Here is a 15,118-nt window from a genome sequence, read left to right as displayed (position 1 = left end):
CGAGCGGCTTCGGAATTCTTAGTAGTGCTCTTCGAAGCGCTTCGCGAGGTCTTCGATGTTCTCCGGCGGCCAACCCGGCACGTCCATGCCGAGGTGCAGGCCCATTCCGGCCAGAACTTCCTTGATCTCGTTGAGCGACTTGCGGCCGAAGTTCGGCGTACGGAGCATTTCGGCTTCCGACTTCTGGATCAGGTCGCCGATATAGACGATGTTGTCGTTCTTCAGGCAGTTCGCCGAACGGACCGACAGCTCGAGCTCGTCGACCTTCTTGAGGAGCGCCGGGTTGAACGGCAGCTGCGGCGCGGCAGCGGCAGCCTCTTCCTTGCGGGGCTCTTCGAAGTTGACGAAGACCTGGAGCTGGTCCTGCAGGATACGCGCGGCATAGGCCACGGCATCCTCAGGCGTCACGGCGCCGTTGGTCTCGACCGTCATGATCAGCTTGTCGTAGTCGAGGATCTGGCCCTCACGGGTGTTCTCGATACGATAGGAGACCTTCTTCACCGGGCTGTAGAGCGAGTCGACCGGAATGAGGCCGATCGGCGCATCCTCGGTGCGGTTGCGCTCGGCGGGAACGTAGCCCTTGCCGGTGTCGACCGTGAACTCCATACGGATCTCAGCGCCCTCGTCGAGGCTGCAGAGCACGAGTTCGGGGTTCAGGATCTGAACGTCGCCAACCGTGTTGATGTCGCCAGCCGTCACGGCGCCAGGGCCGGTCTTGCGGAGCGTCATGCGCTTGGCGCCTTCGCTCTGCATCTTGATGGCGATCGTCTTCACGTTGAGGACGATGTCCGTCACGTCCTCACGGACGCCCGGGATAGACGAGAACTCGTGCAGAACGCCGTCGATATGGACGGCCGTAACGGCGGCGCCCTGAAGGGACGACAGCAGGACGCGACGCAGGGAGTTGCCGAGCGTCGTGCCGAAGCCACGCTCGAGCGGCTCCGCAACAACCGTCGCAATACGCTTCGGATCGTCGCCTGGGGAGACTTCGAGCTTGTTCGGCTTAATCAGCTCTTGCCAGTTCTTTTGGATCACAACCACACCTCTCGAGGTACGGCTTGAAGGGCTAGCATGGGAGCCATCCCTTGAAACCGGAACGCGCGTGGGGCTGCCCCACGCGCAGGATAACCTTAGACGCGGCGACGCTTGCGCGGGCGGCAGCCATTGTGCGGGATCGGCGTCACGTCACGGATCGACGTGACGGTGAAGCCGGCCGACTGGAGGGCGCGCAGGGCGGACTCACGGCCGGAGCCGGGACCCGACACCTCGACCTCAAGGGTGCGCATGCCGTGCTCGGAAGCCTTGCGGGCAGCGTCTTCAGCGGCGATCTGAGCCGCATAGGGGGTCGACTTACGCGAGCCCTTGAAACCCATCGCGCCGGCCGAGGACCACGAGATCGTGTTGCCCTGGGCGTCCGTGATGGTGATCATGGTGTTGTTGAACGAGGCGTTCACATGCGCCACGCCGGAAACGATGTTCTTGCGTTCGCGGCGGCGGACGCGGGTAGCTTCTTTAGCCATTCCAAAGATCCTTCAAGCGCGCCCGTCATGCCAGGCGCTCGGGAGAAAGGGCCACCCGCCAGGGGTGGCCGCTTGGGAAATTACTTCTTCTTGCCGGCGATCGGCTTCGACTTACCCTTGCGGGTGCGAGCGTTCGTGTGGGTGCGCTGGCCACGGACCGGGAGGCTGCGGCGGTGGCGCAGGCCACGGTAGGCAGCAAGGTCCATCAGGCGCTTGATGTTCATGGACACTTCGCGGCGCAGGTCGCCCTCGACGATGTAGTCGCGGTCGATGGTCTCGCGGATGGCCAGAACCTCGGCGTCGGTCAGCTGGTTCACGCGGCGCTCGGCCGGGATGTTGACCTTTTCGACGATCTCCTGGGCCTTCTTGGGCCCAATGCCGTGGATATACTGAAGCGCGATCACAACGCGCTTGGCAGTCGGGATGTTGACGCCTGCAATACGGGCCATCGTCCGTCTCCATGTGGGAAGCAAAAGCTTCGGGTTATGATTATCGCGCGTCCGGTGGAGGCCGGCCCCTGCGCGGGTTCCTTATGCGAAAAACACAACAATCCAGAGCGGCCTCTCATGAAGCCCTCTGGATATGCAGGTTCTTGTGCAAGAGCTTGCCCCTAACGGAAATTAACCCGTCCGTCAAGCCCCTGCCCCTCAGCGACCGAGGATTTCCTTGATCGCCTGGGTCACGTCGTCGATGGGTTTCATGCCATCGACGGTCTTCAGCATGCCCGTGCGCTCGTAATAGGCCGAGAGCGGGGCCGTCTGATTTCTGTAGGCGTCGAGCCGGGTCTTGAAGACCTCGGGGTTGTCGTCCTTGCGGACCGGCTCCCCGCGGGCCTCGGTTTCCTGCGCGCGTCGCACGATGCGGTCGACCAGCTCGATCTCGTTGACCTTGAACTCGATCACGGCATCCAGCTTCAGGCCCTTGGCGGCCAGCATGGAATCGAAGGCTTCGGCCTGGGCGACAGTCCGCGGAAAGCCATCCAGGATGAAGCCGCCTTTGGCGTCCTGCTCCTCGATTCGGTCCGCGATGATGCCGACGACGATATCGTCCGACACTAGCTCGCCACGGTCCATGACAGCCTTGGCCTTGAGGCCGACCGGCGTACCGGCGGCCACGGCTGCGCGGAGCATGTCGCCGGTCGACAGCTGGGGGATCCCCAGCCGCTCGACCAGACGCACAGCCTGAGTGCCTTTACCGGCCCCCGGCGGCCCCAGCAGGATGATCCTCATCGACGCCCCCATGACTTCGTCGAGACTACTCGCCTCCAGGCGAGGTATCTATCGTTAGCGTCTGCGCGCACCCTTGAGCTTCGCCTTCTTGACGAGGCCCTCATACTGGTGAGCAAGCAGGTGACCGTGCACCTGAGCAACCGTGTCCATGGTAACAGACACGACGATCAGAAGCGAAGTCCCGCCAAAGTAGAATGGCAAGGCCGCATAAGACACCAGCAGTTCGGGAATTAGGCAGATGATCACCAGGTAAATCGCACCCAGCACCGTGATGCGGGTCAGAACCTGGTCGATGAAGTCCGCCGTCCGCTCACCGGGACGAATGCCCGGGATGAATCCACCCTGCTTCTTCAGGTTGTCCGCCGTCTCCGTAGGATTGAAGACGATGGCCGTGTAGAAGAAGGCGAAGAACACGATCAGCGCCGCATACAGGAACATGTAGGCCGGGCGCCCGTGGCCGAGATAGGCGGTCAGGGTGGAAATGAACCCGGTCCCATCCGCGTTGCTCTGGAAGCTGGCGATGGTCGCCGGCAGCAGGAGCAGCGAGGAGGCAAATATCGGGGGGATGACGCCCGAGGTGTTCAGCTTGAGCGGCAGGAACGAGGTCTGGCCCTCGTACATCCGGTTGCCGACCTGGCGCTTCGGGTAGTTGATGAGGAGACGGCGCTGGGCGCGCTCCATGAACACCACGAAGTAGATAATGGCGATCGCCATCACGATCACGCCGATGATCAGACCGGTCGAGATCGCGCCTTGGCGGCCGAGCTCGAGGGTACCGGCAATCGCCGACGGCAGGTTCGCCACGATGCCGGCGAAGATGATCAGCGACGTGCCGTTGCCGATGCCGCGGGACGTGATCTGCTCGCCGAGCCACATGAGGAACATGGTGCCGCCGGTGAGGGTGATCACGGTCGAGATCAGGAAGAACGGACCGGGGGCATCCACGATATTGCCGGAGCTCTGCAGGCCCACCGCAATGCCCCAGGACTGGAACACCGCCAGCATTACCGTCAGATAGCGGGTGTACTGGTTGAGGATCTTGCGGCCAGCCTCGCCTTCCTTCTTGAGCGCCTCGAGAGACGGAAGGACGGAGGTCAGGAGCTGGATGATGATCGACGCCGAAATGTACGGCATGATGTTCAGGGCGAAGATCGCCATGCGCTCCACGGCGCCACCCGAAAACATGTTGAAAAGGCCGAGCACGCCGCCGCTGGCGTTCTGGAAGCTCTGTGCCAGCGCCTCCGGATTGATGCCGGGCAGCGGGATGTAGGTGCCGAGACGATAGACGATGAGGGCGCCCAAGGTGAACCAGATGCGCTTCTTGAGCTCATCGGCCTTGGCGATGGCGCCGAAATTAATATTTGCCGCAAGTTGCTCGGCTGCTGAGGCCATAGTGGTGTCCCCGAAATACTTGAACCGTGACGGTCATCACACAAGCGGCGGCCACGCGATCAGAACGCGGGCCGCCGCTTGGATCTTAGTCAATGTGGGCGCTGGCTCACGCCTGCGCAACGCCACCCAGCAGGGTGACAGAGCCACCAGCCTTCTCGATCGCTTCAACGGCCGACTTGGACGCGCCTGCAACCTGGAAGGAAAGCTTCGTCTTGAGCTCGCCGACGCCAAGGATCTTCACGCCGTCGCGCGGCTTGGAGACCACACCGGCAGCCACCAGAGTCTCGACCGTCACCGGAGCGCCCGTGCCGAGCTTGCCGGCCTCAATGGCCTGCTGGATGCGGCCGACATTGACCTCGTTGAGATCAATCTGGTTCGGCTTGTTGAAGCCGCGCTTCGGCAGACGACGGTGCAGAGGCATCTGACCGCCTTCGAAGCCCTTGATGGACACGCCGGTACGGGCCTTCTGACCCTTCACGCCGCGACCACCGGTCTTGCCCTTGCCGGAGCCAATACCACGGCCGACACGCATGCGGTTCTTGGTAGAACCTTCGTTGTCACGAATTTCGTTGAGTTTCATGACGCTCTCCTCACTGCCCGTCGACAACGCGCACGAGGTGCTTGACCTTCTCGATCATGCCGCGGATCGCAGGCGTGTCTTCCAAGGTCGAGGTGCGGTGAAGCTTGTTGAGCTTGAGACCGACCAGCGTCTGGCGCTGCTTGGCCTCGCGGCGGATCGGCGAACCGATCTGCTCAACGGTGATGGTCTTGCCAGAAGCGGCAGAGTTCTTTGCCATTGTCAAAGCCTCCCTTACGCTTCAGCGCCAGCGGCTTCGCTGGCATCGGCATCGCGGCGGCGAGCTTGCAGAGTCGAGACCTTGAGGCCACGGCGAGCAGCAACCGAACGCGGGCTATCCTCGTTCTTGAGCGCATCAAAGGTTGCGCGGACGAGGTTGTACGGGTTTGACGAGCCGAGCGACTTGGCAACCACGTCCTGCATGCCCACCACCTCGAAGACGGCGCGCATCGGGCCGCCGGCGATGATGCCGGTACCCTGGGGAGCGGCACGGAGCACGACCTTGCCGGCGCCGTGGCGGCCGTTCACGTCGTGATGCAGGGTGCGGCCTTCACGAAGGGCGACGCGGATCATGGAGCGCTTGGCAGCGTCCGTGGCCTTACGGATGGCTTCCGGCACTTCGCGGGCCTTGCCGTGGCCGAAGCCAACGCGGCCCTTCTGGTCGCCGACGACGACGAGAGCAGCGAAGCCGAAACGACGGCCGCCCTTCACCACCTTGGCAACGCGGTTGATGTGGACCAGGCGGTCCACGAATTCGCTGTCGCGCTCTTCGCGATCAGCACGTTCTCTTGGTTCTCTAGCCATGAGACCTCTCACTTGCGCGGGCGGCGGGCCCGCTCGCTAAGGGTTGCTTGGATTACACCCGCCGTTAAAAATCCAGACCGCCTTCACGGGCAGCGTCGGCCAGAGCCTTGACGCGGCCGTGATAGAGGTAGCCCGAGCGGTCGAATATGACCTGCTTCACGCCGGCAGCAACCGCGCGCTCAGCCACGAGCTTGCCCACTTCCTTCGCCGCATCAACGGTGGCTCCGGTCTTGAGCTTGCCCTTCAGGTCAGCCTCAAGGGTCGAAGCCGCAGCGACCGTATGGCCGCGAACGTCGTCGATGATCTGGGCGTAGATCTGCTTGGACGAACGGAACACCGACAAACGCGGACGACCGTTCGCTGCTTTCTTGATCGCACGGCGCACACGAGCCTTGCGGCGATCTTCAGCGCCTTTCTTCTCAGCCATGATACGTCGTCCTTACTTCTTCTTGCCTTCCTTGCGGAAGATGAACTCGTTGGCATACTTGACGCCCTTACCCTTGTAGGGCTCCGGACCGCGGTATTCGCGGATCTCGGCGGCAGTCTGACCAACGACCTGCTTGTCGATGCCGGCCACGACGACTTCCGTCGGCTTCGGCGTCGTGATCGTCACGCCGGCCGGAATCGCGTAGTCGATGTCGTGGCTGTAGCCCAGCGACAGCTTCAGCACCTTGCCGGCAACGGCGGCCTTGTAGCCGACGCCGTTGATCTCGAGGCGCTTCTCGAAGCCCTTGGACACGCCTTCGACCAGGTTCGCCACCTGGGCGCGGGACATGCCCCACTTCGCACGGGCCGTCTTGGACTCGTCGCGCGGGTTCACCGACACGGCGCCGTCCTCGAAAGCAACCAGCACTTCTTCGGGAACGAGGAACGAGAGTTCGCCCTTCGCGCCCTTAACCTTCACCATCTGACCGTCGACGGTCGCCGTCACACCTGACGGAACCGGAACGGGCTTCTTGCCTACTCGTGACATTTTCGAATCCTCGTGGTTCTGTGCGGGTGCCTGGCCTTAGAAGACCTTGCAGAGCACTTCGCCGCCCACGTTCTTCTCACGGGCCTCGTGATCGGCCATCACGCCCTGCGGCGTCGAAAGAATGGTGATGCCGAGACCGTCGGCCACGCGAGGCATGGTGTCGACGGAGGCATACACGCGGCGGCCCGGCTTGGAGACGCGCTCGATGGAGCGGATCACCGGCTGGCCGTCATAGTACTTGAGCTCGATCGAGAACTCGGTACGGCCATTGCCGAACTCGGTCTGCGAGTAGTCGCGGATGTAGCCCTCGGACTTGAGAACTTCGAGAACGCGGGCGCGCAGCTTCGAGCCGGGAGTGGAAACGGTACCACGACGCCGCATCTGCGCGTTGCGGATACGGGTGAGCATATCGCCCAACGGATCGTTGATCATATGATGCCCTCCCCCTTACCAGCTGGACTTCACGAGGCCCGGAATCAGGCCCTTGTTGCCGAGCTCGCGCAGAGCGATACGGGACATGCCGAGCTTGCGGTAGTAAGCGCGGGGACGGCCCGTGATCTCGCAACGGTTGCGGATGCGGGTCGGGCTCGCGTTGCGCGGCAGCTCGGCCAGCTTGAGGCGCGCCTCGAAGCGCTCCTCCATGGACTTCGACTCGTCGTTGGCGACCGCCAGGAGGCGCTCGCGACGGCCGGCGAACTTCTTCACCAGCTCACGACGGTGCTTGTTCTTCTCAATAGCGCTTTTCTTAGCCATGCTTTTATCTCCAGTGTCCGCGTTTGAGGACAGTTATCCTCACTGCCGGAACGGGAAGTTGAAGTGACGCAGCAGGGCGCGGGCTTCGTCGTCAGTCTTCGCCGTAGTGGTGATGATGACGTCCATGCCCCAAACCTGCTCGACCCTGTCGTAATTGATCTCAGGGAACACGAGGTGCTCCTTGATACCCATTGCGTAGTTGCCGCGGCCGTCGAACGACTTCGGGTTCAGGCCCCGGAAGTCGCGGACGCGCGGGAGCGCGATGGTGACGAAGCGGTCAAGGAACTCGTACATGCGAGCCTTGCGCAGCGTAACCTTGGCACCGATCGGCATGCCCTCGCGAACCTTGAACTGCGAGATCGCCTTGCGGGCCTTCGTGATCACCGGCTTCTGGCCGGCGATGAGTGCGAGATCGGCAGCGGCGACCGAAGCCTTCTTCGAGTCGGCGGTCGATTCGCCAACGCCCATGTTGAGGACGATCTTCTCGATCGTCGGCACTTCCATGGGGTTCTTGTAGCCGAATTCTTCAATGAGCTTCGGACGCACCACTTCCTCGTAGTGCTTCTTCAGCCGCGGCGTGTAGCCGTCCACCTGAGCCTTAGCCATCGATCAGGTCCCCCGAACGCTTGGCGAAACGAACCTTGCGGCCGTCTTCGAGAACTTTGAAACCAACCCGGGTCGGCTTGCCGTCCTTCGGGTCTGCGTAGGCCAGGTTCGACAGGTGGATGGCGGCCTCTTTCGAGACAATGCCAGCTTCCTGGTTTGCCGTCTGGCGCTGGTGACGCTTCACGACGTTCACGCCACGGACGACCGCGCGCTCTTCCTTCGGAAGCACCTGGACAACCTCACCGGTCTTACCCTTGTCGCGACCGGTCAGGACAACGACCTTGTCGCCCTTCTTGATCTTCGCGGCCATTAGAGCACCTCCGGCGCAAGCGAAATGATTTTCATGTGGTTCTTGGCGCGAAGTTCACGGGGAACGGGGCCGAAGATACGGGTGCCGACCGGCTCCTTCTGATTGTTGATCAGAACGGCGGCATTGCGGTCGAAACGGATGACCGAACCGTCAGCGCGGCGGATGTCCTTGGCGGTGCGCACGACGACCGCCTTCATGACGTCGCCCTTCTTCACGCGGCCGCGCGGGATAGCTTCTTTCACGGATACGACGATGATATCGCCCACGGAAGCGTACTTACGCTTCGAACCGCCGAGAACCTTGATGCACATCACGCGACGGGCGCCGGAATTGTCGGCGACGTCAAGATTCGTCTGCATCTGGATCATGGCTTTGATCCTTTCCTTTGTTTCAGACAGGTTTCCGGGCCAAGGCACGATTGCCCCCCGGACTACGCCTGACGGGGATCTGATGTCCCCTGCCCTTCAAATGTCGAGAGAGGCGGTCGTATACACGAACCGCCCCTATCGGACAACCCCAAAAAAAAGCTTTTTAGGCCTTCGCTTGGTCGACGAGCACCCAGGTCTTGAGCTTGGAGAACGGCTTGGTCTCTTCAATGAAGACCTGGTCGCCCACCTTGGCATTATTGTTCTCGTCATGAGCATGGTAGTTCTTCGTCTTACGCACGGTCTTCTTCAGAACCGGGTGCGTAAAGCGACGCTCCACCTTCACAACGACCGTCTTGTCCTGCTTATCGCTGACAACGACGCCCTGCAAAACGCGCTTTGGCATCTTGATTTCCTCTTAAGCCTTGGCCGCAGCGGCCTTCTGGCGCTGCAGTGTCTTGACGCGGGCGACATCCCGACGGACCTCACGGACGCGTCCGGTGTTCTCGAGCTGACCCGTGGCGCGCTGGAAGCGGAGGTTGAACTGCTCCTTCTTCAGGTTCAGCAGCTCGTCCGACAGCTGGTCAGCCGACATTGCCTTGAGGTCGGAGGCTCTCTGCTTAGACTTCATGATCCCCTCCTTACTCGGCAATGCGCTGGATGAAGCGCGTCTTGATCGGAAGCTTCGCCGCACCGAGGCGCAGGGCCTCACGAGCGATATCCTCCGGAACGCCGTCGATCTCGAACATGATACGGCCAGGCTTCACCTTGGCCGCCCAGAACTCGGGAGCGCCCTTACCCTTACCCATACGCACTTCGGTCGGCTTCGACGACACCGGCACGTCCGGGAAGATGCGGATCCACACCCGGCCCGCGCGCTTCATGGCGCGGGTGATGGCGCGGCGAGCCGCCTCGATCTGGCGAGCGTTGACACGCTCGGGTTCCATCGCCTTCAGGCCGAACTGGCCGAAGTTGAGGTCCGTGCCGCCCTTCGCGGTGCCGGAAATGCGGCCCTTGAACTGCTTACGGAACTTGGTTTTCTTCGGTTGCAACATGGCAAACCTCTCCTGACCTCTCGGTTACGCCGCTTGCTCGCGGCGGCCACCGGAGCGGCCTCCTTCGTCGTTCATCCGCTTGTCCTGGGCCATCGGATCGTGCTCAAGGATTTCGCCCTTGAAGATCCAGACCTTTATGCCGCAGGTGCCATAGGTCGTGAAAGCCGTGGACGTACCGTAATCCACATCCGCACGCAGCGTGTGCAGCGGAACGCGACCCTCGCGATACCACTCCAGGCGGGCGATTTCAGCGCCACCCAGACGGCCCGAGCAGTTGATACGGATGCCCTCCGCGCCCAGACGCATCGCCGACTGAACGGCGCGCTTCATGGCGCGGCGGAACGCAACGCGGCGCTCGAGCTGCTGGGCGATGGAATCGGCCACCAGCGTCGCGTCGACTTCCGGCTTGCGGACTTCGACGATGTTGATCGCCACATCCGCGTCCGTCATCTTAGCGACGAGCTTGCGGAGCTTCTCGATGTCGGCACCCTTCTTGCCGATCACCACGCCCGGACGACCCGAGTGGATGGTGACGCGGCACTTCTTGTGCGGACGCTCGATGACGATCTTCGAAACGGCGGCCTGCTTCAGCTGCTTCATCAGCGCTTCGCGGATCGCCATATCCTCGTGCATCAGCTTGGCGTACTCGCCCTTGCCGGCGAACCAGCGCGAGTCCCAGGTCCGGTTGATGCCGAGCCGAAGACCGATCGGGTTAACTTTCTGACCCATCTGGTTCTCCTTTATGCCTGTTCGGCAACTTCCCGAACCACGATCGTGAGGTTCGAGAACGGCTTTTCGATACGAGCACCCCGGCCACGGGCCCGGGCGTGGAAGCGCTTCATGACAAGCGCCTTGCCGACGAAGGCCTGGCTGACGACGAGATCGTCCACATCGAGGTTGTGGTTGTTCTCGGCGTTGGCGATGGCGCTCTCGAGGCACTTCTTCACATCGCGAGCGATGCGCTTGCGGGAGAACTCGAGATCGGCGAGAGCCGCAGAAACCTTCTTGCCGCGGATAAGGGCCGCAACAAGGTTGAGCTTCTGGGGGCTGACGCGCAGCATGCGAGCGACGGCTTGTGCCTCTGTGTCGCTCAGTGCGCGAGGAGTCGCGGCCTTACCCATCTTACTTCCTCTTCGCCTTCTTGTCCGCCGCGTGGCCGTGGAAGGTGCGGGTCGGCGAGAACTCGCCGAACTTGTGACCCACCATTTCCTCGCTCACGTTGACGGGAATGTGCTTCTGACCGTTGTAGACCCCGAACGTGAGGCCCACAAACTGCGGGAGGATCGTGGAGCGGCGGCTCCAGATCTTGATAACCTCGTTGCGGCCCGAGGAACGGGCAGCCTCGGCCTTCTTGAGGAGGTAGCCGTCGACGAACGGACCCTTCCAAAGCGAACGTGCCATGACGTGCCTCTATCCTTACTTCTTCCGAGCGTGACGGCTCGACACGATGAACTTGTCGGTCCGCTTGTTCGAACGGGTTTTCTTGCCCTTGGTCGGAACGCCCCAGGGGGACACCGGATGACGACCACCGGACGTGCGACCCTCACCACCACCGTGCGGGTGGTCGATCGGGTTCATGGAAACGCCGCGGTTGTGCGGACGCTTGCCAAGCCAGCGGTTACGACCAGCCTTACCGATCGAGGTGTTCATGTGGTCCGGGTTCGAGACCGCGCCGACGCTGGCGAAGCACTGGCCATGGACCAGACGCTGCTCGCCGGAGTTCAGGCGGACCGTCACGTACCCCTGGTCACGACCCACGATCTGGGCGTAGGTGCCGGCGGAGCGGGCGAGTGCGCCACCCTTGCCGACCTTCAGCTCCACATTGTGGATGATCGTTCCCACCGGCATGTTGCCGATCGGCATCGCGTTGCCCGGCTTGATGTCGACCTGCTCGCCGGCCGACACCTGATCGCCGACAGCGAGACGCTGCGGGGCCAGGATGTAGGCCTGCTCGCCGTCAGCGTAGCCGATGAGCGCGATGAAGGCGGTGCGGTTCGGATCGTACTCGATCCGCTCCACCGTCGCCACATCGCCCAGACGGGCGCGACGCTTGAAGTCGACCAGACGCAGGGTGCGCTTGTGACCACCGCCACGGAAGCGGACGGTCACGCGACCCAGGTTGTTACGGCCGCCGGAGGAGCTCTTGCCCTCCGTCAGCTTCTTGACCGGCTTGCCCTTGTAGAGCTCGCTGCGGTCCACGATCACCAGCTGGCGCAGGCCGGGGGTGATTGGTTTGAATGTTTTCAAAGCCATCGGATCACTCTCTCAACCGATCAGAGGCCCGTCGTGACGTCGATGGTCTGGCCCTCAGCGAGGGTTACAACCGCCTTCTTCACGTCCGACCGCTGGCCGCGGGTGCCGCGGAACATCTTCACTTTGCCTTTGGTGAGAACGGTATTGACGCTCTTCACCTTGACATCGAACAGCTTCTCAACCGCTTCCTTGATCTGCGGCTTCGTCGCATCCAGTCGAACCTTGAAGACGACCTTGTTCTGTTCGGACAGGGCCGTGGCCTTCTCGGTAATGACCGGGCTCACGATTACATCGTAATGGCGCGGGTCCAGGCTCATTTGAAGCGCGCCTCCAGCGCATCGACAGCCGCCTTCGTGAGAACGAGCTTCTCGCGACGCAGGATGTCATAGACGTTGATGCCCTGCACCGGCAGGACGTCGATGTTCGGGATGTTGCGAGCAGCCCGCTGGAAGTTGGTCTCGATCTCAGCGCCGCCGATGATCAGGGCGTTGCCGAGGCCGAGCTTGCCGAAGCGCTCGACGAGAGCCTTCGTCTTCGCCTCGGAGAGCTTCACATCGTCGATGACGATGAGGGAAGCGTCCTTGGCCTTGGACGAGAGCGCATGCCTCAGAGCGAGAGCGCGGACCTTCTTGGGCAGGTCGTGAGCATGGCTGCGGACCTGCGGGCCGAAGGCACGACCGCCGCCCCGGAACTGAGGGGCGCTCGCGGCGCCGTGGCGGGCGCTGCCGGTGCCCTTCTGCTTGTAGACCTTCTTCGTGGTCCGATCGATGAGCGAACGGTTCTTCACGGCGTGCGTGCCGGCCTGGCGCTTCGCGAGCTGCCAGCGGACGCAACGGGCCAGAAGATCGGCGCGCGGCTCGAGACCGAAGATGGCCTCGTTCAGGTCGACCGAACCAGCGGTGTTGCCCTCAAGCGTGGTGACATCAAGTTTCATCACGCATTCTCCTCTTGGGCCTGCTCAGCCTGGGCGGCCGGCGCAGCATCGTTGGCCGTGCGGAACGCGCCGGGCATCGGCACTTCCGCAGGCAGCTTGCGCTTCACCGCGTCGCGGACGAAGATCCAGCCGCCGGCGACACCGGGAACGGCGCCTTCGACGAGGATCAGACCGCGCTCGACGTCGGTCGACACAACACGCAGGTTCTGCGTGGTGACGCGCTCGACACCCAGGTGACCCGGCATCTTCTTGTTCTTGAACGTCTTGCCCGGATCCTGGCGTCCGCCGGTCGAACCGATCGAGCGGTGGGAGACCGAGACGCCGTGCGTGGCGCGCAGTCCGCCGAAGTTCCAGCGCTTCATGCCGCCGGCGAAGCCCTTACCGGTGGTGATGCCCGTGACGTCCACGAACTGACCGGCAATGAAGTGATCAGCGGTGATCTCAGCGCCGACCGGGATGACAGCATCCTCGGAGACGCGGAACTCCGCGAGCTTGCGCTTCGGCTCGACCTTGGCGATGGCAAAGTTGCCGCGCTCGGCCTTCGAAACGTTCTTCACCTTGGCCTTGCCGACGCCGACCTGCAGCGCGGTGTAGCCGTTCTTTTCCTTGGTCCGGTGGGCGACGACCTGGCAGCTGTCGACCTTCAGAACCGTGACGGGGATGTGTTCGCCGGCATCCGTGAAGATGCGGGTCATCCCGACTTTCTGTGCAATGACGCCTGAGCGCATGTGCGTATCCTCTCGGCGTGTCTACCGAAAGCTCCTAGCCTAACGGCTTAGAGCTTGATTTCCACGTCCACACCAGCAGCAAGATCGAGCTTCATAAGGGCATCAACCGTCTGCGGGGTGGGGTCCACGATATCGAGAACACGCTTGTGAGTGCGCATCTCGAACTGCTCGCGCGACTTCTTGTCGATGTGCGGCGAGCGAAGCACCGTAAAGCGCTCGATGCGCGTCGGCAGCGGGATGGGCCCGCGAACCTGAGCGCCGGTCCGCTTCGCGGTCGACACGATTTCCCGTGTCGAAGCGTCGAGGATCCGATGGTCGAACGCCTTAAGGCGAATACGAATGTTTTGACCGTTCATGGCTTATCCATTCAACAAGGGAAGCGGCCGAGCCGTAACCCGGCCGCTGTCCTTTGATCCTCTATCTATTAGTCCATCACGGCGGCGACGACGCCGGCGCCGACGGTGCGGCCGCCCTCACGGATGGCGAAGCGCAGCTTCTCCTCCATGGCGATCGGCGCAATCAGCGTCACTTCCATGGTGATGTTGTCGCCCGGCATCACCATCTCGGTGCCCTCAGGCAGCGTCACCACGCCCGTCACGTCCGTCGTGCGGAAGTAGAACTGCGGACGGTAGTTGCCGAAGAACGGCGTATGACGCCCGCCCTCTTCCTTCGTCAGGATGTAGGCCTCGGCCTTGAACTTCGTGTGCGGCTTGATCGAGCCCGGCTTGCACAGCACTTGGCCGCGCTCCACGTCCTCGCGCTTCGTGCCACGCAGCAGAACGCCCACGTTGTCGCCCGCCTGGCCCTGATCGAGCAGCTTGCGGAACATCTCGACGCCCGTCACCGTGGTCTTCACGGTGTCCTTGAGGCCCACGATCTCCACTTCCTCGCCGACCTTGACAACGCCGCGCTCCACGCGACCCGTCACCACCGTGCCGCGGCCCGAGATCGAGAACACGTCTTCGATTGGCATCAGGAACGGCTGGTCGATCGGGCGCTCCGGCTGCGGGATGTAGGCATCCACCTCAGCCATCAGCTTGAGAACCGCATCGCGGCCGATCTCAGGCTGGCGGTCCTCTAGAGCGCAAAGAGCCGAGCCCTTCACGATCGGAATGTCGTCGCCCGGGAAGTCGTACTTCGACAGAAGCTCGCGCACCTCGAGCTCAACAAGGTCGAGCAGCTCGGCGTCGTCGACCATGTCGACCTTGTTCATGAACACCACCAGGGCAGGCACGCCCACCTGGCGGGCCAGCAGGATGTGCTCGCGGGTCTGCGGCATCGGGCCGTCGGCCGAGGACACCACCAGGATCGCGCCGTCCATCTGAGCCGCACCCGTGATCATGTTCTTCACGTAGTCGGCGTGGCCGGGGCAGTCCACGTGGGCATAGTGCCGGTTCACGGTCTCGTACTCCACGTGCGCCGTGGAGATCGTGATGCCGCGGGCCTTCTCTTCCGGCGCCTTGTCGATCTGGTCGTACGCCGTAAACGTCGCCCCGCCAGACTCCGCCAGAACCTTCGTGATCGCCGCCGTCAGAGACGTCTTGCCATGGTCCACGTGACCAATCGTCCCAATGTTGCAGTGCGGCTTATTCCGCTCAAACTTTTCCTTCGCCATTGAT

27 protein-coding genes are annotated in these 15,118 nt (G+C 62.7%); all 27 read right to left on the bottom strand.

All coding sequences use genetic code 11. From position 1 onward, the window contains the following. Positions 1-18: 18 nt before the first annotated feature. The 27 genes from MA07_RS16055 to tuf all read right to left on the bottom strand — a co-directional run bounded on the left by MA07_RS16055 (position 19) and on the right by tuf (position 15,114). On the bottom strand, positions 19-1,035 hold the full coding sequence (locus MA07_RS16055; RefSeq protein ID WP_036353551.1) for a DNA-directed RNA polymerase subunit alpha: 1,017 nt from the start codon (positions 1,033-1,035) through the stop codon (positions 19-21). A gap of 95 nt (positions 1,036-1,130) precedes the next feature. After that, complete coding sequence (gene rpsK, locus MA07_RS16050) at positions 1,131-1,520, bottom strand: 30S ribosomal protein S11 (RefSeq protein WP_036353018.1); 390 nt, start codon at positions 1,518-1,520, stop codon at positions 1,131-1,133. An 80-nt stretch (positions 1,521-1,600) separates the two neighbouring features. Further along, positions 1,601-1,969: a 30S ribosomal protein S13 gene (rpsM, locus tag MA07_RS16045; protein ID WP_036353015.1), complete on the bottom strand. Its 369-nt coding sequence runs from the start codon at positions 1,967-1,969 to the stop codon at positions 1,601-1,603. A gap of 198 nt (positions 1,970-2,167) precedes the next feature. Then, positions 2,168-2,749, bottom strand: a complete 582-nt coding sequence (locus tag MA07_RS16040) for an adenylate kinase (RefSeq protein ID WP_036353549.1) — start codon at positions 2,747-2,749, stop codon at positions 2,168-2,170. Positions 2,750-2,803: 54 nt separating this feature from the next. Next, positions 2,804-4,141: a preprotein translocase subunit SecY gene (secY, locus tag MA07_RS16035; RefSeq protein ID WP_036353013.1), complete on the bottom strand. Its 1,338-nt coding sequence runs from the start codon at positions 4,139-4,141 to the stop codon at positions 2,804-2,806. A gap of 106 nt (positions 4,142-4,247) precedes the next feature. Beyond that, positions 4,248-4,721: a 50S ribosomal protein L15 gene (gene rplO, locus MA07_RS16030; RefSeq protein WP_036353009.1), complete on the bottom strand. Its 474-nt coding sequence runs from the start codon at positions 4,719-4,721 to the stop codon at positions 4,248-4,250. Positions 4,722-4,731: 10 nt separating this feature from the next. Continuing rightward, entirely contained in the window at positions 4,732-4,938 is a 207-nt protein-coding gene (rpmD, locus tag MA07_RS16025) for a 50S ribosomal protein L30 (RefSeq protein ID WP_036353006.1), read from the bottom strand. A gap of 14 nt (positions 4,939-4,952) precedes the next feature. Then, positions 4,953-5,522: a 30S ribosomal protein S5 gene (gene rpsE, locus MA07_RS16020; protein WP_036353003.1), complete on the bottom strand. Its 570-nt coding sequence runs from the start codon at positions 5,520-5,522 to the stop codon at positions 4,953-4,955. 64 nt (positions 5,523-5,586) lie between these two features. Further along, positions 5,587-5,949, bottom strand: coding sequence for a 50S ribosomal protein L18 (gene rplR, locus MA07_RS16015; protein WP_036353000.1), 363 nt, complete (start codon positions 5,947-5,949; stop codon positions 5,587-5,589). A gap of 12 nt (positions 5,950-5,961) precedes the next feature. Next, positions 5,962-6,495, bottom strand: a complete 534-nt coding sequence (gene rplF, locus MA07_RS16010) for a 50S ribosomal protein L6 (protein ID WP_036352996.1) — start codon at positions 6,493-6,495, stop codon at positions 5,962-5,964. Between the two features lie 36 nt (positions 6,496-6,531). Next, a complete protein-coding gene (gene rpsH / locus MA07_RS16005) occupies positions 6,532-6,927 on the bottom strand; it encodes a 30S ribosomal protein S8 (RefSeq protein WP_036352993.1) in 396 nt (131 codons plus the stop codon). Positions 6,928-6,942: 15 nt separating this feature from the next. After that, positions 6,943-7,248, bottom strand: a complete 306-nt coding sequence (rpsN, locus tag MA07_RS16000; protein ID WP_036352989.1) for a 30S ribosomal protein S14 — start codon at positions 7,246-7,248, stop codon at positions 6,943-6,945. 39 nt (positions 7,249-7,287) lie between these two features. Then, positions 7,288-7,854, bottom strand: coding sequence for a 50S ribosomal protein L5 (rplE, locus tag MA07_RS15995; protein ID WP_036352985.1), 567 nt, complete (start codon positions 7,852-7,854; stop codon positions 7,288-7,290). Continuing rightward, positions 7,847-8,164 carry a 50S ribosomal protein L24 gene (gene rplX, locus MA07_RS15990; RefSeq protein ID WP_036352982.1) on the bottom strand — a complete coding sequence of 106 codons (318 nt, stop codon included), beginning with the start codon at positions 8,162-8,164 and terminating at the stop codon, positions 7,847-7,849. Before rplX ends, rplE begins: the two co-directional genes overlap by 8 nt. Beyond that, positions 8,164-8,532, bottom strand: a complete 369-nt coding sequence (rplN, locus tag MA07_RS15985; RefSeq protein WP_009764309.1) for a 50S ribosomal protein L14 — start codon at positions 8,530-8,532, stop codon at positions 8,164-8,166. The genes rplX and rplN overlap by 1 nt, the downstream gene beginning before the upstream one ends. A 163-nt stretch (positions 8,533-8,695) precedes the next feature. Next, a complete protein-coding gene (gene rpsQ / locus MA07_RS15980; RefSeq protein WP_036352979.1) occupies positions 8,696-8,935 on the bottom strand; it encodes a 30S ribosomal protein S17 in 240 nt (79 codons plus the stop codon). 12 nt (positions 8,936-8,947) lie between these two features. Beyond that, a complete protein-coding gene (gene rpmC, locus MA07_RS15975) occupies positions 8,948-9,160 on the bottom strand; it encodes a 50S ribosomal protein L29 (RefSeq protein WP_036352976.1) in 213 nt (70 codons plus the stop codon). A 10-nt stretch (positions 9,161-9,170) separates the two neighbouring features. Beyond that, the gene (rplP, locus tag MA07_RS15970) at positions 9,171-9,584 is read right to left on the bottom strand and encodes a 50S ribosomal protein L16 (protein WP_036352973.1); all 414 of its coding nucleotides are present in this window, start codon (positions 9,582-9,584) and stop codon (positions 9,171-9,173) included. Positions 9,585-9,608: 24 nt separating this feature from the next. Then, entirely contained in the window at positions 9,609-10,313 is a 705-nt protein-coding gene (rpsC, locus tag MA07_RS15965) for a 30S ribosomal protein S3 (protein ID WP_036352970.1), read from the bottom strand. Between the two features lie 11 nt (positions 10,314-10,324). Further along, positions 10,325-10,705: a 50S ribosomal protein L22 gene (gene rplV / locus MA07_RS15960; protein WP_036352967.1), complete on the bottom strand. Its 381-nt coding sequence runs from the start codon at positions 10,703-10,705 to the stop codon at positions 10,325-10,327. A gap of 1 nt (position 10,706) precedes the next feature. After that, positions 10,707-10,985: a 30S ribosomal protein S19 gene (gene rpsS, locus MA07_RS15955; protein WP_036352963.1), complete on the bottom strand. Its 279-nt coding sequence runs from the start codon at positions 10,983-10,985 to the stop codon at positions 10,707-10,709. A gap of 15 nt (positions 10,986-11,000) precedes the next feature. After that, positions 11,001-11,837 (bottom strand): 50S ribosomal protein L2, encoded by an 837-nt coding sequence (gene rplB, locus MA07_RS15950; protein ID WP_036352960.1) that lies wholly within the window; start codon positions 11,835-11,837, stop codon positions 11,001-11,003. A 20-nt stretch (positions 11,838-11,857) separates the two neighbouring features. Then, positions 11,858-12,154, bottom strand: coding sequence for a 50S ribosomal protein L23 (locus MA07_RS15945; RefSeq protein WP_036352957.1), 297 nt, complete (start codon positions 12,152-12,154; stop codon positions 11,858-11,860). Further along, the gene (gene rplD / locus MA07_RS15940; protein ID WP_036352955.1) at positions 12,151-12,771 is read right to left on the bottom strand and encodes a 50S ribosomal protein L4; all 621 of its coding nucleotides are present in this window, start codon (positions 12,769-12,771) and stop codon (positions 12,151-12,153) included. The genes MA07_RS15945 and rplD overlap by 4 nt, the downstream gene beginning before the upstream one ends. Next, positions 12,771-13,499 (bottom strand): 50S ribosomal protein L3, encoded by a 729-nt coding sequence (gene rplC / locus MA07_RS15935; RefSeq protein ID WP_036352952.1) that lies wholly within the window; start codon positions 13,497-13,499, stop codon positions 12,771-12,773. The genes rplD and rplC overlap by 1 nt, the downstream gene beginning before the upstream one ends. A gap of 47 nt (positions 13,500-13,546) precedes the next feature. After that, positions 13,547-13,855, bottom strand: coding sequence for a 30S ribosomal protein S10 (rpsJ, locus tag MA07_RS15930; protein WP_009764298.1), 309 nt, complete (start codon positions 13,853-13,855; stop codon positions 13,547-13,549). Between the two features lie 68 nt (positions 13,856-13,923). Next, positions 13,924-15,114 carry an elongation factor Tu gene (gene tuf / locus MA07_RS15925; RefSeq protein WP_036350570.1) on the bottom strand — a complete coding sequence of 397 codons (1,191 nt, stop codon included), beginning with the start codon at positions 15,112-15,114 and terminating at the stop codon, positions 13,924-13,926. Between the last annotated feature and the right edge of the window lie 4 nt (positions 15,115-15,118).

The sequence above is a fragment of the Microvirga sp. BSC39 genome (genome assembly GCF_000739015.1).
Classification (GTDB): Bacteria; Pseudomonadota; Alphaproteobacteria; order Rhizobiales; family Beijerinckiaceae; genus Microvirga.
Note: the sequence above shows the minus strand (reverse complement) of the source record. Positions and strands in the feature narration are given on the sequence as shown.

Coding starts and splice junctions, on each gene's coding strand:
- MA07_RS16040 (WP_036353549.1), bottom strand. CDS start 2,749: ATGAGGATCATCCTGCTGGGGCCGCCGGGGGCCGGTAAAGGCACTCAG.
- rplR (WP_036353000.1), bottom strand. CDS start 5,949: ATGGCTGAGAAGAAAGGCGCTGAAGATCGCCGCAAGGCTCGTGTGCGC.
- rplD (WP_036352955.1), bottom strand. CDS start 12,771: ATGAAACTTGATGTCACCACGCTTGAGGGCAACACCGCTGGTTCGGTC.
- rpsJ (WP_009764298.1), bottom strand. CDS start 13,855: ATGAACGGTCAAAACATTCGTATTCGCCTTAAGGCGTTCGACCATCGG.
- rpsM (WP_036353015.1), bottom strand. CDS start 1,969: ATGGCCCGTATTGCAGGCGTCAACATCCCGACTGCCAAGCGCGTTGTG.
- rplF (WP_036352996.1), bottom strand. CDS start 6,495: ATGTCACGAGTAGGCAAGAAGCCCGTTCCGGTTCCGTCAGGTGTGACG.
- rplV (WP_036352967.1), bottom strand. CDS start 10,705: ATGGGTAAGGCCGCGACTCCTCGCGCACTGAGCGACACAGAGGCACAA.
- rplE (WP_036352985.1), bottom strand. CDS start 7,854: ATGGCTAAGGCTCAGGTGGACGGCTACACGCCGCGGCTGAAGAAGCAC.
- rplN (WP_009764309.1), bottom strand. CDS start 8,532: ATGATCCAGATGCAGACGAATCTTGACGTCGCCGACAATTCCGGCGCC.
- rplP (WP_036352973.1), bottom strand. CDS start 9,584: ATGTTGCAACCGAAGAAAACCAAGTTCCGTAAGCAGTTCAAGGGCCGC.
- rplB (WP_036352960.1), bottom strand. CDS start 11,837: ATGGCTTTGAAAACATTCAAACCAATCACCCCCGGCCTGCGCCAGCTG.
- rplC (WP_036352952.1), bottom strand. CDS start 13,499: ATGCGCTCAGGCGTCATTGCACAGAAAGTCGGGATGACCCGCATCTTC.
- tuf (WP_036350570.1), bottom strand. CDS start 15,114: ATGGCGAAGGAAAAGTTTGAGCGGAATAAGCCGCACTGCAACATTGGG.
- MA07_RS15945 (WP_036352957.1), bottom strand. CDS start 12,154: ATGAGCCTGGACCCGCGCCATTACGATGTAATCGTGAGCCCGGTCATT.
- secY (WP_036353013.1), bottom strand. CDS start 4,141: ATGGCCTCAGCAGCCGAGCAACTTGCGGCAAATATTAATTTCGGCGCC.
- rpmD (WP_036353006.1), bottom strand. CDS start 4,938: ATGGCAAAGAACTCTGCCGCTTCTGGCAAGACCATCACCGTTGAGCAG.
- rpsQ (WP_036352979.1), bottom strand. CDS start 8,935: ATGCCAAAGCGCGTTTTGCAGGGCGTCGTTGTCAGCGATAAGCAGGAC.
- rpsC (WP_036352970.1), bottom strand. CDS start 10,313: ATGGGTCAGAAAGTTAACCCGATCGGTCTTCGGCTCGGCATCAACCGG.
- rplO (WP_036353009.1), bottom strand. CDS start 4,721: ATGAAACTCAACGAAATTCGTGACAACGAAGGTTCTACCAAGAACCGC.
- rpsS (WP_036352963.1), bottom strand. CDS start 10,985: ATGGCACGTTCGCTTTGGAAGGGTCCGTTCGTCGACGGCTACCTCCTC.
- rpmC (WP_036352976.1), bottom strand. CDS start 9,160: ATGAAGTCTAAGCAGAGAGCCTCCGACCTCAAGGCAATGTCGGCTGAC.
- rplX (WP_036352982.1), bottom strand. CDS start 8,164: ATGGCCGCGAAGATCAAGAAGGGCGACAAGGTCGTTGTCCTGACCGGT.
- rpsK (WP_036353018.1), bottom strand. CDS start 1,520: ATGGCTAAAGAAGCTACCCGCGTCCGCCGCCGCGAACGCAAGAACATC.
- rpsN (WP_036352989.1), bottom strand. CDS start 7,248: ATGGCTAAGAAAAGCGCTATTGAGAAGAACAAGCACCGTCGTGAGCTG.
- rpsE (WP_036353003.1), bottom strand. CDS start 5,522: ATGGCTAGAGAACCAAGAGAACGTGCTGATCGCGAAGAGCGCGACAGC.
- rpsH (WP_036352993.1), bottom strand. CDS start 6,927: ATGATCAACGATCCGTTGGGCGATATGCTCACCCGTATCCGCAACGCG.